18 protein-coding genes and 2 pseudogenes are annotated in these 15,946 nt (G+C 44.8%); 9 read left to right on the plus strand and 11 right to left on the minus strand.

Annotated features, from left to right (window positions below):
• The first annotated feature begins 40 nt into the window (after positions 1-40).
• Together AACQ93_RS17330 and AACQ93_RS17335 are read left to right on the plus strand one after the other, a co-directional pair.
• On the plus strand, positions 41-745 hold the full coding sequence (locus tag AACQ93_RS17330; RefSeq protein WP_064607009.1) for a class I SAM-dependent DNA methyltransferase: 705 nt from the start codon (positions 41-43) through the stop codon (positions 743-745).
• Between the two features lie 119 nt (positions 746-864).
• Positions 865-1,254 carry a GFA family protein gene (locus AACQ93_RS17335; RefSeq protein WP_084419282.1) on the plus strand — a complete coding sequence of 130 codons (390 nt, stop codon included), beginning with the start codon at positions 865-867 and terminating at the stop codon, positions 1,252-1,254.
• Between the two features lie 99 nt (positions 1,255-1,353).
• Here the strand turns inward: AACQ93_RS17335 and AACQ93_RS17340 are convergent, their stop codons facing one another.
• Positions 1,354-1,731, minus strand: coding sequence for a hypothetical protein (locus AACQ93_RS17340; protein WP_064607015.1), 378 nt, complete (start codon positions 1,729-1,731; stop codon positions 1,354-1,356).
• A gap of 369 nt (positions 1,732-2,100) precedes the next feature.
• Between AACQ93_RS17340 and AACQ93_RS17345 the strand changes: the two genes are divergently transcribed.
• Both AACQ93_RS17345 and prfH read left to right on the plus strand, forming a co-directional pair.
• Positions 2,101-3,243, plus strand: coding sequence for an RNA ligase RtcB family protein (locus AACQ93_RS17345; RefSeq protein ID WP_064607018.1), 1,143 nt, complete (start codon positions 2,101-2,103; stop codon positions 3,241-3,243).
• Positions 3,244-3,245: 2 nt separating this feature from the next.
• Entirely contained in the window at positions 3,246-3,854 is a 609-nt protein-coding gene (prfH, locus tag AACQ93_RS17350; RefSeq protein ID WP_084419474.1) for a peptide chain release factor H, read from the plus strand.
• 142 nt (positions 3,855-3,996) lie between these two features.
• Here the strand turns inward: prfH and AACQ93_RS17355 are convergent, their stop codons facing one another.
• Entirely contained in the window at positions 3,997-4,365 is a 369-nt protein-coding gene (locus tag AACQ93_RS17355; RefSeq protein WP_064607024.1) for a hypothetical protein, read from the minus strand.
• 37 nt (positions 4,366-4,402) lie between these two features.
• Between AACQ93_RS17355 and AACQ93_RS17360 the strand changes: the two genes are divergently transcribed.
• The 5 genes and pseudogenes from AACQ93_RS17360 (at position 4,403) to AACQ93_RS17380 (ending at position 8,207) form a co-directional block, all read left to right on the plus strand.
• On the plus strand, positions 4,403-4,738 hold the full coding sequence (locus AACQ93_RS17360; RefSeq protein WP_064607027.1) for a hypothetical protein: 336 nt from the start codon (positions 4,403-4,405) through the stop codon (positions 4,736-4,738).
• Positions 4,739-5,178: 440 nt separating this feature from the next.
• Complete coding sequence (locus AACQ93_RS17365) at positions 5,179-5,646, plus strand: hypothetical protein (RefSeq protein ID WP_064607029.1); 468 nt, start codon at positions 5,179-5,181, stop codon at positions 5,644-5,646.
• Positions 5,647-5,649: 3 nt separating this feature from the next.
• Positions 5,650-6,267 carry a hypothetical protein gene (locus tag AACQ93_RS17370; protein ID WP_064607032.1) on the plus strand — a complete coding sequence of 206 codons (618 nt, stop codon included), beginning with the start codon at positions 5,650-5,652 and terminating at the stop codon, positions 6,265-6,267.
• Positions 6,254-7,063 (plus strand): hypothetical protein, encoded by an 810-nt coding sequence (locus AACQ93_RS17375; RefSeq protein ID WP_064607035.1) that lies wholly within the window; start codon positions 6,254-6,256, stop codon positions 7,061-7,063. Before AACQ93_RS17370 ends, AACQ93_RS17375 begins: the two co-directional genes overlap by 14 nt.
• Before the next feature lie 443 nt (positions 7,064-7,506).
• A pseudogene (locus AACQ93_RS17380) lies at positions 7,507-8,207 on the plus strand (IS1 family transposase).
• A gap of 315 nt (positions 8,208-8,522) precedes the next feature.
• On the opposite strand, the gene AACQ93_RS25475 reads toward AACQ93_RS17380, so the two are convergent.
• From AACQ93_RS25475 to AACQ93_RS17420, 9 genes and pseudogenes are all read right to left on the minus strand, one after another.
• Positions 8,523-8,984, minus strand: coding sequence for a fasciclin domain-containing protein (locus tag AACQ93_RS25475; protein WP_445323161.1), 462 nt, complete (start codon positions 8,982-8,984; stop codon positions 8,523-8,525).
• Positions 8,979-9,479: pseudogene (locus AACQ93_RS25480) on the minus strand (fasciclin domain-containing protein); the annotation flags it as partial. The pseudogene AACQ93_RS25480 and the gene AACQ93_RS25475, both read right to left, overlap by 6 nt.
• A 231-nt stretch (positions 9,480-9,710) precedes the next feature.
• Positions 9,711-10,262, minus strand: a complete 552-nt coding sequence (locus AACQ93_RS17390; RefSeq protein WP_064607046.1) for a glucose-6-phosphate isomerase family protein — start codon at positions 10,260-10,262, stop codon at positions 9,711-9,713.
• Position 10,263: 1 nt separating this feature from the next.
• Positions 10,264-11,391 (minus strand): AGE family epimerase/isomerase, encoded by a 1,128-nt coding sequence (locus AACQ93_RS17395; RefSeq protein WP_064607050.1) that lies wholly within the window; start codon positions 11,389-11,391, stop codon positions 10,264-10,266.
• A gap of 51 nt (positions 11,392-11,442) precedes the next feature.
• Positions 11,443-12,291: a PTS system mannose/fructose/sorbose family transporter subunit IID gene (locus tag AACQ93_RS17400; protein ID WP_064607054.1), complete on the minus strand. Its 849-nt coding sequence runs from the start codon at positions 12,289-12,291 to the stop codon at positions 11,443-11,445.
• Positions 12,291-13,094 (minus strand): PTS mannose/fructose/sorbose/N-acetylgalactosamine transporter subunit IIC, encoded by an 804-nt coding sequence (locus AACQ93_RS17405; protein ID WP_064607057.1) that lies wholly within the window; start codon positions 13,092-13,094, stop codon positions 12,291-12,293. Before AACQ93_RS17405 ends, AACQ93_RS17400 begins: the two co-directional genes overlap by 1 nt.
• Before the next feature lie 74 nt (positions 13,095-13,168).
• Positions 13,169-13,663, minus strand: a complete 495-nt coding sequence (locus AACQ93_RS17410; RefSeq protein ID WP_064607060.1) for a PTS system mannose/fructose/N-acetylgalactosamine-transporter subunit IIB — start codon at positions 13,661-13,663, stop codon at positions 13,169-13,171.
• Positions 13,664-13,674: 11 nt separating this feature from the next.
• A complete protein-coding gene (locus AACQ93_RS17415; protein ID WP_064607063.1) occupies positions 13,675-14,109 on the minus strand; it encodes a PTS sugar transporter subunit IIA in 435 nt (144 codons plus the stop codon).
• 2 nt (positions 14,110-14,111) lie between these two features.
• On the minus strand, positions 14,112-15,872 hold the full coding sequence (locus AACQ93_RS17420; protein WP_064607066.1) for a class I mannose-6-phosphate isomerase: 1,761 nt from the start codon (positions 15,870-15,872) through the stop codon (positions 14,112-14,114).
• Between the last annotated feature and the right edge of the window lie 74 nt (positions 15,873-15,946).

Consider the following 15,946-nt stretch of genomic DNA (forward strand, 5'->3'; position numbering starts at 1 on the left):
ATGTGCTATCCTTCAGCTTTTTCTTTTGTAGGCAAATAAAATGTCTGAAATGTATACAAAACATGCTGTTAAGTATGCGGAAGTAGTTAAAGATAATATTTACAATGCACTCTTGGAGCGCCCATCAACACTAGCTTTACTTGATAACGTAAAAGGCAAGGATGTTATTGATATGGGGTGTGGCTCTGGGATATATGCAGATTGGTTTATCAAGCACTCAGTCAACAGTTTGAAGTGTATGGACATATCTGAAGATATGGTGTCTTTGGTAAAAGACACCTTTGGTGAGCAAGTCCATGCTTATACCCAAGACATTTCTCAAGGATTGCCCTTGGAGCCAGATAATAGTGCAGATGTCATCATTTGCCCATTGGTACTGCATTATGTCGCAGATTTAGCTCCAGTTTTCAAAGACGTACAAAGGGTACTAAAGGAGGATGGTTATATGGTTTTTTCTACCCATCATCCTTTTGCGGACTTTGAGTGTTCTAAGAGTGGTAATTATTTCGAACGTGAGTGGGTAGAAGAAGAGTGGGATACAATTGGGACTCCTGTAAAAGTGAGTTTTTACCGTCGCTCATTGACTGAAATTTGCCGTGCTATTACCTCAGCGGGCTTATATATCTCCCAAATTAGCGAAGGTAGTGTTGATGAGCAAGCCAGAGAAATTTCAGAGTCCACATACAATCACCTAAAAAATAACCCAAACTTTATTTTTATTCGTTGTGAAAAAGTACGCACATAACAAAGACATCAAGGTGGCACGTTGGAATCGGTGGTTTTGGTAAGCCATTTGGTATGCTAGTTGCGGCGCAACTTATGCTCGGCGTTAGGTGGTCAAGAAAACAGTAAATGGAGTTTTAAATGCATAAAGGCTCTTGTCTCTGCGGTGCTGTGAAATTTGAAGTATCAGAAGACCTTAAATCAACTGATGCTTGTCATTGCAACCAATGCCGAAAATGGACTGGACATTTTCTCGCAAGTGCTGAAGTTTCACGAGATTCATTATCAATCCATGGCTTAGAAAATGTCTCTTGGTACCACTCATCCGAAAAAGTGAGGCGAGGTTTTTGTTCAAAATGTGGTTCGTCTTTATTCTTCGATCCTCTTGATAAAAACAAGCATCATTGGATAGGTATTTCATTAGGTTCATTTGATAAGCCCACTGGGGCAAATCTTGGGCAACATATTTTTGTGGCAGAGAAGGGTGATTACTATGAAATCAGTGATGGTCTGCCTCAAAATGAACATTAAAGCCACCAAAGGCCTAAGGTGATTAACCAAGCACACCAAACTACTTAATAAAGTCGACGAGTATAACAAGTCATCTTGATGCTTTTTTGAGGCGCATGATTAATAAGGCAGCTCATCTGCATCCACTCCTACATAGTCAGGTGAAATGTATTCTTCGAATTGAACGGCTTTGATGAAAGTATTGCCGTTTTTAACCGCTTTACAGACACGATGCATACCATCCATTACACGGCCTTCATGGCACAAAATGATGGGGTAACTTAGGTCTGCTTTATCAATGAGTATTGTATGCTCTAGAACATTTCTACATGTTGGAGTAGCACTCCCCAATTCATACCAAAAAGGTTCATCTAGTTCTTTTATATCTGATAACGGAACATTTCGAACCTTTAAATGCTGAGATAACGTCAACAAACGGAAAACATCCCAAGCAAGTAGCCCTTCGTTTGAGTCTCGAAAATGGTATTGCTGTCTCATTTGAATCCTTTCTCGTACCTAACTATGTATTGAGCCGCATTTCGTTGTCACGCAGCTACCGTATTAATTCTTTTAGCTCACTATACTTTTTTATTTTCAATGGGTTAATCCACCGGAAGGTTAAGGTGAACGCGCATGGGGTCGGGTAATGTAAGTTTTGCAGTACCGAGTTGGTGTTTGCATAACAACTGCAATTACGTTAGTATCCGCCCGACTAATATTCACTCAACTTGATAAGGAGAACGACAATGCGACGTAATAAATCTTCTTACAAGCCTCGTCTGGGTTAATCCAACCTCTCTGTTTGTTGCCCAGCCTTAGGCTTGTCTATTCACATATATCTATTCAAATTCTGTATGGAATTGGACTATGGGCAACTGTATTCAAAACGTTTCTGCGCGAGCCTCTTTGGTTGCACGCGGGGACACCTGGATCGAAAGCGATGCGATCCAACAATTAATCAAAACCTCTGAACTTTCTGGTGTGATCCGAGCTGTGGGAATGCCTGACTTGCATCCCGGGCGCGGTTATCCGATCGGTGCAGCTTTCTTGAGTGAGGGGTATATCTATCCGGCTCTAGTAGGCAATGATATTGGCTGTGGTATGGCTGTTTGGTCTACGGATCTAGCTGTGCACAAAATCAAGCTGGATAAGCTCGAAAAGCAATTGGGCAATATCGATCAGCCTTTAGGCGATGACTGGCAAGAGATGGTCAGGAAGCGCCAACAAGACAAGCAGGTTATGCCTGGTGTGTTTGATTCGGCACTGGGAACCATTGGTGGGGGTAATCACTTCGCTGAGCTACAAATGGTTGACGAAGTCTATATGCCGGAGCAACTCGCTGCGGTAAATCTGAGTGTTAAACATCTCTGTTTGCTGGTACACAGTGGTTCACGTGGGTTAGGTGAGCAGATCCTCAGGCAGCATGTAGATAAGTATTCTCATAAAGGGCTAGATGTTGGCTCGGATGCTTTCCATGAGTATGTGGAGCGTCACAATCATGCTTTGCGCTTTGCTGAGCTTAATCGTGAGTTCATTGCCAGAAGGCTTTTATCAAACCTAAAGACTCGTGGTGAAATGGTTCTGGACGTCAATCATAACCTTGTTGAGCCGTATTCACTTGGCTCAGGTTGGGTTCACCGTAAGGGGGCGACACCTGCAGACCAAGGGATGGTGATGATCCCTGGCTCTCGTGGTGATTACAGCTATTTGGTGCAAGCCCGGCCTAGTGACACCAGCTTATGTTCTTTGGCTCATGGCGCCGGGCGTAAGTGGATCCGAAGTGGCTGCAAGGCGCGGCTATCGCGTAAGTACACGGTGGAGCAGATGAAGCGTACTGAGCTGGGTGGTCGTGTTATCTGCGGCAGTCGTGAGCTGATGTACGAGGAAGCGCCTCAGGCGTACAAATCTATCGACAACGTTATCAGTGCGATGAGCGAGGCAGGGGTAATCGATATTGTCGCCCGATTTCGTCCTGTGTTGACCTACAAGACGAGAGGGACGCAGGGATGATGATGTTGCAACTCAGTGCTGGGCAAGGTCCAGCAGAATGCTGTTTGGCTGTTCAGCAGGCGCTAAGACAGCTTGAGAAGGAAGCGATACAGCAAAAGGTGACAATAACGGTGTTGGAGGCTCTTGAAGGGCCGGTGAAAGGCTCCATGCGTTCAGTCCTGGTTGGGCTTGATGGCGATGCTTCAACAACTCTTACAAGGCGTTGGGTTGGGTCTGTATTGTGGGTCTGTAAAAGTCCACTGAGACCTAAGCATGGTCGTAAGAACTGGTTTATCAGCTGTCGTTTATTCAAAGACGCTGACGCTGTTTTAGATAGCGAAGTTACCTTCCAGGCGTGCCGTTCCAGCGGTGCAGGTGGGCAGCATGTGAACAAAACCAACTCAGCAGTGCATGCGACGCACTTAGCGACAGGTATTAGTGTCAAGGTTCAGACGGAGCGCAGTCAGCATGCGAATAAGCGTCTTGCGAAGGCACTACTGGCTCACAAGTTGGCTGAGTTAAGGGAGAAGCAGGTCAGTGCTCAAGCCCAAGAGCGTTGGCTCGCACACTTGCAGCTCGAACGCGGAAATCCTGTCCGAGTGTTTAAAGGGGAGAGGTTCAAGGAAGCGTAAAGTTGATTAGCCGGCGGTATACATCGCCGGCTTAATTTATTAGTGCAATAATGCTCGCAATCGAATATTTGATAGTTCTCTGCACTATCCGATGTGCGGCTAATTTTGGTGTGTCACTTTTCAGCAACTGTAATACAGCTGATTATTCAATAACAAACGAGTAGGCGGCGCCCACTGTTGCTAATGAGTGACCAGGATTGTATTGCACAATATAACTGCCTGGTTTGAGAACGATATCGTCTACTTGAATATTAAGCACACCTGTAGGTGAAGGACCAACACTGACATGGCGTAAGTAATCGCTGTTATTCATTACAGGTTGATCACCTTTAAACAGGTAAATCCAGTCAGAACGTGACTGTGGTGAAAGATTTTCAGGTATCTGGTATCTCACACTAATATTTTGTGTTGTCGCGTTTTGAACAAAGACAGAGGTCGACTGATAGTTCAGCGGGGTGGACTGATTTAATATGGCGGTGGCTACCAGAGAAGTAATGTCATTTTGGCGCATAAACAGCCTAATACATTGCTATGTTCTAAGGAGAAAAATGAAACTTTCAGCTTTGATTAGTTTGATACTTTTGACAGGGTGTACTTCTAGCCAGGTTGCACCAATAGAGGTGCACAGCTATGAAGTTAGTGATAACAGATACAATTTGATAGCTATTAGTGAAAAGAAACTAACGAGCTCAAATAATGAAATCGATAGTGTTTTCGAGGAAAAGATTAATGAACTTTGCCCATATGGTTATTTAATTTCAGAGCCAACAGGGATTAATGGTTCGAATGACGCATCGAGAAAGAGAAACATGGAGCACTATATCAAGAAAAACGCAGTCAAAAGTGCCTATAGTTACTCTAAAAGTGTAAATTGCACGATATGATTGCAAACATAGCAAGTAATCAAGGTGAGCCGTTGCACTCGGTGGGTTTGGTATGAAGTTCTGTGTGCTTTGATAACTAAGCGGGGCACACGTTATTTGGATTCATCAGGATTAAATCTGTCAGTTCAAAAAGTGTGATGTAAGCAAATCTGACTGGTTGCTCTAAGTCGGCTTTGCCCCATTATCATTTAGATTAGATACTCATACATATCCTGTTAATCTTCATTTGCCATATAAATAGTTATCTAAATGGGCGTGCAATGAACACGGAGAAAGAATTATTCCACTAAGTGGCATTGCCTATTGGTTAAAATCGAAGCTGATGATTATGCCGTGTATGAGCAAGATCAAGATAAGTAATTCTAAGTTTTGATTTTTGTACGCATAAGCCTGAATATGGGTTGGAGAATTTAAATATTACAATCAATGGGTAGCACTTAATGACAGATCTGAATCAACTAATCTCATCAGCAGTCGAGGCATCAGGCGCAGACGCGTCAATAAACTCTAAATTGACTGAAATTTTGAAAAAAGAGTTAAATGGCTACGTAAACCTTGAGCTTTTAAAGACAAAGCTTGAAGTTTTATACAACTTCGAGAAAAACTACCTAGAGTTGGTTAAGGAATACAAAGAAGAAATTAAGTTTGCCAGTACATTACAAGAAGATTTACGTAAAGAACGTTCAAAATTCTTCTCAGAAACACTAAAAGAAGTTTCGGGGACACTTAGCGAGTCTCAGGTTGATGGAGAGGTTGCTTCAAAATGGTTAACAGAGCTTGTTGATAGTTATACCAAGAGTTTAGATTTAAGCAGTAGTCTGATTGAAGAGCATACACTTGATACTATTGGTAAAATCCGTTCAGAAGCAAAGTTAAACAAACCAACCATTACTGTTAGTGATAGCTAATAAATGAGAAATAATACTCAAATAAGGCATTTAGTAGGTTTTCTTCATTTGATTAAACAGCGTAAAGCTTTAGCAAATGATTTACACCATCATGCTATAGAAGCCTTAATGAGAGCATTACATCTAATAATGCAACAAAAAGCGACAGAGACAAAGATAGCTCCTAAAGCAATGCAAGAGCTATTGAAAGCTTTACGAGAGGCAAGGGAAGACCTTGTTTCCCGTAGTATCAGAGAAGATCCTCGACTTTATTCTTCTTTCTTCCAATATGAGAACAATGAAAATCTCTTATCACTATCTTTTGAAAGAGAATACTCCATCTTCATAAATAGTAATCTTGAGAAGTTTTCTAATCATATCACTGATTTTGAAGACACCGACACACAGAAGAAATTGAAACAAATCACCGAAGAATTTGTGAGCTTTAAGCAATCTAAAAGTAGTTCCTGCATAGACACGTTCTTCCTTGAAGATAAGGTTAAGCAGATTGAAAAAATCTTCTCAATCTTTGATAAAGACAAGGATCGACTCGAAGAAATTAATTACATGAGAAGTAAGGATCAAGTTATTTTTGAAAGAGAATTTAATCGACTGTTAGGAGAAAAAAATGAGTTGGGCTAGTAAAGTAGGTAGTGCTCTGCTTGATTGTATCAGCAAGCCAGTCGACATTTTATGTGATTGGGCCTCTGAACCATTAAAGGCCAGATCTCACGAAAGAAGCGAATCAGCAAAGGAGTCAGCTCATCAGCGTAATATTGATACGTTAACAGCTCAATCAAGGTCAGAACACGAATTTAGGTCAAAAGAAAAAGAACTTGATCACAAACTAAGGTCTGAAGAAAAAAAACTTAATGTAGAGCTTGAGGTTCGTAGAGTTCGTGATATTGAAATGGCCATGGCTGAAATTAAAGAATGGCAAAAAGATAAAGAGCTTGATCGTATGGAGCGAACTAGCGCCGCAATAGCTCTGTACCATAAAGAATTAACCAAGTTAAACGTAGAAACCATCAATGCTATAGGTCATATGCAACTCGAACTTAAAGAGCGTGCTCAGCAATTTGTATATGAAAAAGCCATTCAGTATAAGGAGCTTCAAGACACTGCATTTGAAGACGCAGTGAATGACTTTCTTAGAATAGAAGAAAAGTTTGGTGATAATGAAAGGGCAAAAGATATTCTATTCAAGGCTGCTGATACTAAGATGAGTAACATTATTTCTACATCGACTCGTTTTATAGAAGAGCTGAACAGAGACATTGTTGATCTTAACAAAAGTATTGATAGGCTTACTAACCAAGGTCAGAAATTCATTCAAAATCACTTAGAGCATTTTCACATTATAGATGCAAGATCACCTCTAGCGCTTACAGATGCAAATGGTGAGAAGTTAATACCATCTCCAAAGGACATCAACTAACGTAACTTCATCACAATCAAATCAAAGCCTTAAGTGGAGACATTCTTTGAAAATTAATGTCATCCACTTAATCTTGTCACTTTAACTAGTAAGCCAGCTACTATAGAAAACTTTTGCAATCATAACCTCATCTAATCCGACTTTTGCTAAATTAGTAAGCTCACTGGCACAGTTTTGTCCAGAAACGTTTTTTGGGGGAATGTTGGGGCTTGTGTGATCGTTCTAAGCCCAAATTGAGATATAGGGAATATTGAGGGAAATTATCACTGCTACTGGAAGGGATTCTATCGGTGGTAAATTTACAACAGAAATATTTGTAGAGTTAATATTTTGCTAACTATTACTGCAATTTTATGTCAACTATTGCTGTATTTTTAGGTCATGACGCCAACTTGGTGATTTGAACTATAGTTTAGTTATTTGTCGAGTTATCGGGTGATCTTATGGCGACACTAGAAGTCCCTTGTCGTTACTGTTCTCAGACCAAATCAGTTCGCAAACATGGGACTGGAGCGAATAAAGCACAACGCTATCGTTGCTTTGATTGCCGGAAGTCATTCCAGCTTGATTACACCTACAATGCCTATCATCCTGGAGTGAAAGAACAAATTGTCGATATGGCTATGAACAACGCTGGACTACGTGATACTGCCAGAGAGCTTAAAGTTGAGTTTAATACCGTGCTGAGAACACTAAAAAACTACAACCGAGGCAAGTAACTTCAGTTCCATTCGATAACGCTGAGATCGAGCTTATCTGTGAAATTGACGAACAATAGTCATTTGTTCAGAACAAAAAGAACCAACGTTGGCTTTGGTATGCTTGGGAGCCAAGGTTTAAGCGGATCATTGCCCATGCTTTTGGACGTCGCAATGAGGAAGCACTTCAGGCTTTATTGATGCTTCTAGAGCCATTTACAATCAATTTCTTCTGTACTGATGATTTCAGAGTTTACTCATCAAACCTTCCAGCTAAAAAGCACATTACAGGGAAGTTATTTACCCAACGAATAGAACGGCAGAATCTCACATTGAGAACGCGATTAAAGCGGCTAAATCGCAAAATCATTGGTTTCCCTAAATCTGAAGAAATGCATGATAAAGTGATAGGCACATTCATTGAGCGTGAATTATACAGATGCTAGTTCAACAAATTGGCGTCATGACCCATTTTTAGACGTAACTTATTGATAGTTTATTTAGATCATGCTGACGTTATAGTGCACGTATCACAAGGCGCTGTCGCTGAAAGCATAAGCTGCTTACAGCGACAGGCTCATCAGAAATGAGTTAGTTCCGATGTTATAGCACGTTACTAGGACGTGATCTCATAATCGTTGAATGCTAATGAATTAGTACATTATCCGACCTGACATTGACTTTCACTGTAGCTTCAATGTAACCAAATGGCCTAATTCAGCTTCTATCGCCAACGACTTTTTTCGCTTCCGGTTGATGATTTACTTGGGGATTAAGACTGTATCAATAACATGGATAACCCCGTTGCTGGCATTGAGATCACCGGCAATGAGTTTAGCGTCGTTGATTGTCACGCCATCCTCGCCGTTTTCAATTTGTACTGTCCCTTCCTGGACGGTTTCAGGCAGTTTTAGCTTGCTGAATTCTTCTGAGGTGAAAGCTCCGATCAGGAGATGATATTTGAGCACGGCCTGCAGTTGTTCTTTATTTTCTGGCTTGAGCAGGTCATCCAGAGTGCCAGCCGGGAGCTTTGCGAAAGCATCATCGGTGGGTGCCAGGAGAGTAAAGGGCCCCTTGCCTTCGAGAGTGCCGGACAGGCCGGATGCCCGGATCGCCATGACCAGGGTCTGGAAGTCATCGTTGGTGGCCGCGACCTCGACCAGGTTTATCTTCTCGCCTTTCTTATAACCTTCTACCGTCAAACTGGACAAATTATCGGGGATTAAGACTGTATCAATAACATGGATAACTCCGTTGCTGGCATTGAGATCTCCGGCAATGACTTTAGCACCGTTGATTGTCACTCCATCCTCGCCGCTTTTGATTTGTACTGTTTCTCCCTGGACGGTTTCAGGTAGTTTCAGCTTGCTGACTTCTTCTGAGGTGATAGCCCCGATCAGGAGGTGGTATTTGAGCACGGCCTGCAATTGTTCTTTGTTTTCTGGCTTGAGCAAGTCATCCAGAGTGCCGGCCGGGAGTTTTGCGAAAGCGTCATCGGTGGGTGCCAGGAGAGTAAAGGGCCCCTTGCCTTCGAGAGTGCCGGACAGGCCGGATGCCCGGATCGCCATGACCAGGGTCTGGAAGTCATCGTTGGTGGCCGCAACCTCGACAAGGTTTATTTTCTCGCCTTTTTTATAAGCTGCTGCCGCCAAACCGGACAAGGTAAAAAGGAATAAGGCACTTATCGAATAAGCTAAAAAGCGTTGGCGTATTTTCATTAGTGAACCCTCTAAGTCTGTTTTGGTGCTATATAGAAGTTCTAATACGTATGAGGAATACATTGTAGTTTGCAGAGGGAAAAAAGTTTTCTCATGAAAGAAACTGAGCTACCCCAAAAATCTTAACCGTGTAAAACGCCATACATCGGCTTTCCTATCTGCGTATTTCGGCTAATGCTGACGAGTTAGAAAGTATGTTCTAACTCGGTAAGTTATTCTTGCACGTATTGCCTAGCTGGACTCTAAACTATAGCCATCCTTATCTTTCAGAACTCGAATGTTGAACCCTGCTTTTTGGATTGCTTGGTAGTTGTGGCCGGCAATAGCAGGCCAGACTGCAAGCGCAGACAGTTTTGTTGTTCCAGTATTGACCAACCTGTGCGCAACGAACCCCGGGATGTGGTGTACACTCCCCGGAAATACTTTTTCGATAACAGTTTCCCCATCATTTTTTTGCATTAGCAACAGCCCTTCGCCCTGTACACCAAAGTAATATTCTGCCTGCTCCTGGCGTTCATGGATATGTCCTCTGGTCATGTGAAATTCATTGCCAACAGTACCTGGCTCAATGTGAGAAACACCGAAGTTGAGTTCGCCATCTGCGCTTTGTGCTGGCAGCATTTCAACTTGATAGATAATTTTGTCCCCGGGAATAGCATCGAATGCTTTCTGATCCGCAAAAATACCGTCGAGTGATGCTAGGGTTGTTGATTTTGTTAGTAGGTTTTCGGACTCAATGTGGCCGGTAAAGTAGTTGACAGTAGGGGGAAGTAATACGTTCATTTTACGCCTCTTGTTCGAGTCTGAGCACTTCAGAGAAGGCTAGGAAAATATGATAAAAGGTGCTGGCTGGCGCATGGGGATTGACGGGCTGGCCGGATGCATCTAGCTGATCTACCCAAAGGCCTTTTATGGCAGGTTCGAGGTAATTGCTAAAAATCTGTTCTACCGCTTCAGCGATTACTTTCTCTCTCTGTGCTGAGGGGCCGCGTTCCCACAGTGCTACACATGCCTTGAGGTATTCGGTCTGGCACCAAAGTCTTGATGTCGTTCGTAAAGGTTCACCGCAAGACAATACCTCGTCTCTTACTAACCCGTTAGTGTTGTGACCGTACTTTCGGGCAAAGTTGAGCAGGGTTTCAATTTGTCGGGAGACATCGGTTCCTGTGAGTTTATAGTAGTGGTTAAGAAGCCAAATCCACTCATAGTGGTGTCCCGGATCAACGTGTGTGCCGGTTTGGGGATCAAGTCTAAACTCGGCATCGAAAAACTCTGCCAGGTGATCTTGTTGTAGGAAATGATTTCCGAATAGTAGGTAGATTGCTTTTGCTCGCTCTAGCCAGAGTGTGTTGCCGGTATGTTCAAAGCAGACCATCAGTGCTTCGAACAGGTGCATGTGCGGGTTTTGGCATTTTTGGCTATTGCAAGCCTGCGATAGATATAGGCCACCCCGGTCTTTATCGGTTAAATGATGAGTGATGAACTGGTAAATAACCTCCATGTTGTCAGCACTGTCTTTTGTGGCGGTGAGCTTGTAATGCCATGCGTAGCTTAGTAGCGCAAAGGCCTGCTCATAGAGGTTTATTTGACGATCGTCACCATGCCTTCCTTGCTCTAGGGAAAATTGAAAGCCTGTATGGGGGCTGCCGAAATGAGGCAAGCCTTGATTGATTGCAAGATCGATTGTATCTCGGCCGTCAATCAGCCCGAGCTGTGTGGCATGAGCAAATACATAGATTTGTCTGGGTTGAACACGAAACCTGGTTGTTAAGGGAGGGAAGGGGGTTCCTGTCTGATTAAGGCCTTCAGCAAAGAGCCCCGTTTCTTTATCGATTGTGGTTATCCAGGTGGGAAGGGCATCATCTTTTAGCCAAGTGCGGATGCGGTGTATTGGATATGTCAGTGAGTTCATGTACTCCTCCAAATAAAAAGGCACTCGATTGAGTGCCTTGAATCTCTTCTTTTAGAAAAAGCCTACCGCGACACCGATGAAGGACAGAACAACCAGTGAGAGCATCGCTTTAACTGGACTCAGACCTTTCTTCGCCATTGCAAACCAAGTTCCCAGTACGACAATAAGTGGCAGCAATTTCGGGAAGATACCGTCTAGCATCAGCTGAACATTGATGTCTACACCGTCCTTTGTGATGAACTCTAGTCCGGTTCCAAGGTTGACGTAACTGGCCGCGACGCCGCCCATCACAAATACACCGAGCAAAGAGAGTGCCTCGCGGATTTTGGTGGAGCGGTGGCTGACGAGCATTTCCACAGAGCCTGCCCCCATTTTGTAGCCCTTCATAAAGAGCTGGTAAGAACCGATGATAGCGATTGCGTTAAAAGCCACGATATAGAAAATCGGGCCGAGCATGCTGCCGCCGGCAGCCAGCGCCATACCGATACTGAGTAGGATAGGCACTAACATACCGGGGATCATCGAGTCACCGATACCAGCCACTGGCCCCATCAAGCCGACCTTTAGGGTGTTGATGGTCTCCCCGTCAATCGGTTCGCCGTTAGCTTTTTTCTCTTCCATACCAACGGCCATGCCGTTGATGATGGCGCCGAGCTGAGGTTCGGTGTTGTAGAATGAGGCGTGACGCTTCATTGCTTCTTGGCGCTCTTCCTTATTCGGGTAGAGTTTCTTTAGTGCCGGCATCATACCCAGGCAGAAGCCAAAAGATTCCAGGCGCTCAAAGCTCATAGATGAGAGGTTATACATCATCCATGCACGCCAGCATTTGATGAGATCTTTTTTATCGAGCGTTACTTTCGCGCCAATCTCAGTGCCAATTTTTTCATGTTGTGCAGTCATTAGAATTCATCCTCATCATCGTCAGCGTGTTGAACGGGAGTTGCAGTGACTGTTTGTGGCTCGGGTTTGTAGTTGTAGTGCAGTAGTGCAAACAGGGCACCAATCATGACTAGGCCGACCATGTTGAGCTTGAGGAATACGATGCCGACAAAGCCAACCAGGAAGTAAATCAGCATGGTCCACTCTTTGATGATCTGTTTTAGGAGTATCGCAATACCGACAGCGGGCAGAATGCCTCCGAGGACGGTCATGGTATCGATAACCATTTCCGGTAGGCTGGCCATGAAGCCTTCGATATATTGGTTACCAAAGTACACGGCAATAAACGTGGGGATGAAGCGCATTAAAAAGTTTGTTATTTGCGGGTAGATGGCGGAGTTCATATAAACGCCGTGCTCGTCGCCTGCTTCTACGGCAAGATCGGCTCGGTGGTTCCAGTAGGAGTTAAGCACCATCATGAAGTTAAAGATGATGGTACCGGCGATCCCGATAGTGGCGGCTATGGCTACGGCAACCTCTACGCCTTGCCCGGACATCACGCCCAATGCCACGGCAGGGTAGGCGACGAAGTTCAGATCTGCAGGCATAGAACCGCCCGGGGTCACCATTGCGATATAGACGGCTTGTACCGCGACGCCAACCATGATCCCCGTTTGGACGTCCCCCAAGATAATGCCGATTAGCATACCTGATACCAGTGGCCTGGTGATGGTGTACCAACCACCAGTTAGCCCGAGTAACCATGGGGTGGATAATGCTCCGAGATAACACAGTATCCCGATCAGTACTGCTTCTAAAAACATAATATAGTCCTTTCTTTCACGTCGTTTTGTCCCTTGCCATCAGTGCTGAAGCACCAATGAAATCGAACTTATAGTTAATTCAGCTTCTGTTGTGCGTCTTGCCAGGTGTAGGCGCTGGCATCCGGGACCAGTCTAAAATCGATATGGTGACCGCTTTGGGTTAGGAAATGAAAAGCCGCAATCTCGGCCGCGTTTACGCACTGGTTGGAGCCGATGGTTGTGGTCCCCTCTCTTGCGCTCATCGGGCCAACATTGATTTTGTTGTTCAGGTTGTCGAGGCTAATGCCTGCTTCGCAAATTTTCTGCAAAGTTACCGGCGACTTGGCAATAACAAAGTATTTCTTGTCGCTGGCTATTACTTTTGGCAGCTTGGTAATTGCTGTTTGGGTATCAAACAACCATACCTTTACATCCGTAACCGCCCCTTTCATGACCTGAGAGAGCAGCGGATCGGCAGCGACCGCATCGTCAATGGCCACGATCCCATCGCAAGGGAGCTCTTTTGCCCAGCGGGTCATGAGTTGTCCGTGGATCACGCGGTCATCGATACGTACAAATGAAATGGCCATGTTTACTCTCCTTAAAAATCGTCTTCTTCAACTTCAACGCGGTTGACAGGTTTTGCGACGACCACGGTTTTCAATGCCTCCTGGCGAAGGGTCTCTGCAACTTCTGGTGCGCTGTTATGTTCGGTGAAATCGGCGGTCATTAGCAGGGTGGGGAAGTTCACTCCTGTGATGACTTCAACGTCAGTGCCAAATGCAGTATCAAAGGCGTATGTGCAAGCCACGTTGTAGGGGGTGCCACACTCCAAATCGCACAGTACGACGATGCCATCGACATCCGGAGCTATCGCGTTGATTACTTCACGAAAATCCTGTTTGAATTTTTCTATCCCCCCTTCTTCTGTCAGGCAGACCGCAGTTGTTCTTTCTAATGTCCCGAACACCATATTGGCACTTTGTATTAGTGCGGTGGCGAGTGGGCCGTGGCTGGCAACAATGAAATGCAGCATAGTTAACCTCTTACAAATGCTTTGATAGTGGCGATCTCGTGTCCTTTGCTTTCCCCATGTGGCTTGATGACATAGGAATCGATGTTGGCCGGAATGACAAAGGTTTCTGCATAGTGCACAACAAATGGGGCAAATTGATTGTCGGGACTCAAAACAAGGGCCTCGCGTCCTTCGACCAAGTTCAGAACATTGACTGTGCCCTCAGTTTTGTGAAGAACTGGCTCTGTGAACCAATGCCGCCGAGTTTCTATAAACTCCCTCTCATGGAGTCCGGTTTTTTCTTCGCGCCAACCGTCCCCATGCGCAATGGGTTCAATTGCGTTGACGAGGTGCTGCCTGCACCACTCAGTGTTGCGCTCCCACTGGATCACTTCCTTGCCATGACCGAGATGTACTGGTCGTGGTAGCCCGTCAAGGCCTAACCGATCCCAATCCCATAGTTTGAATGTGAAGATATAGGGCGTTGCGCTGATTTCCAGCACCATCGAGTCTGAGCCGGAGCAATGCACCGTGCCCGCAGGGATTAAGAAGTGATCGTGTTTCTTGGCAGGAAATTGGTTGATAAAACGCCCGTCATCGAAAGATTTTTCGCCTCGTTGCGCCGCCTGAAGTTCGGCCATCATCTCATCCGGGTTGATGCCGGTTTTGGTTCCCAGGTACACACTGGCTTTGTCGCCGGCATCGAGCATGTAATAGCTTTCATCCTGGGTGTAGTGCATGCCGAATTCATTTTGAATGTATTCGGTCAGTGGATGTACCTGTAAACTTAAGTGCTGGCCTTCCATTGTATCGAGGAAGTCAAAGCGGATTGGGAACTCGGCCCCGAAGCGGGCATGTACGCGTTCACCAAGTAGTGCTTCTGGCTGTGTCAGTACCAGGTCTTGAGACGGAATTTCAACGGTCACTTCGCCAAATTTAAGCAATAGGCTGTTCTCTTCCGGCACACAATCAAAACACCATGCATAATTCGTTTTATCTTTGTCGAGGTCGCAGATTTCTTTCATCCATTGACCGCCCCAGACGCCGGGGTCGAAGAAAGGAACCAGTCGGAATGGTTGCTCTGTGGCTTGCTTAAGAGCTGCGTTGAATGCTTGACCGGTGATCAGCTTGGGCTCAAAGGCCGTGTTTGTATCTAGAAGGAAGTCAATTTCTGCCAGAAGAGGCGTTTTGTAGCGGTCGAAGGCTCGCCACTCAATGAAGAATGAGCGCTTGTACTTGCGCAGGATATCTTCATCGAGGTTATCGGCTCCCCAGTTGCCAAGTTCGCCGCGACGGAAACGCTGCTGAATTTCCCATCGGGCCATGTCGGCATAAATGAATGTATCCCCTTTGGCGATGAGGCGTGCGCCGTGCCCGAGCACCACGATTAATCCTGTCTTCGTATCGGCTACCTGCGATTTAAGTGCTTCGAGTTTTTCGTTATCGAAGAACTCAGCCAGTTTATGTGGGGCAATAACACCAAATACCCGGTCATTGGTAATGTGCCTTTCCAGCATCTGATGGATATGTGATTCGGGGTATTTCGTGTCATCGGTAGTGATCACCAAGCTCGGCGATAAGGCGGCAACCAGTTGGTCGAGTAATTCGTTGTGGTTCACTCCGTGATAGGTGTCGATGACCAAAACGTGCCTGTCCTGACCGGAAATCCGTTGTTTCAATGTTTGGGTGATTCTGTCCCAGCCTTGTGTGGCATGAGTATCGAAGCCTTTCACAGCTACATGTGGAAACTTGTCATAATTCGATCGACCAGATAGGTATTTCATACATCACCTTGGATTAATCATTTGCTGACAATTTAATCAGTCCATTTAGCAATCCTCAAATAGGTTAACGTGTT

Origin of the sequence: Photobacterium sp. J15 (assembly GCF_963870815.1) — a bacterium.
GTDB classification, from domain to species: domain Bacteria; phylum Pseudomonadota; class Gammaproteobacteria; order Enterobacterales; family Vibrionaceae; genus Photobacterium; species Photobacterium marinum.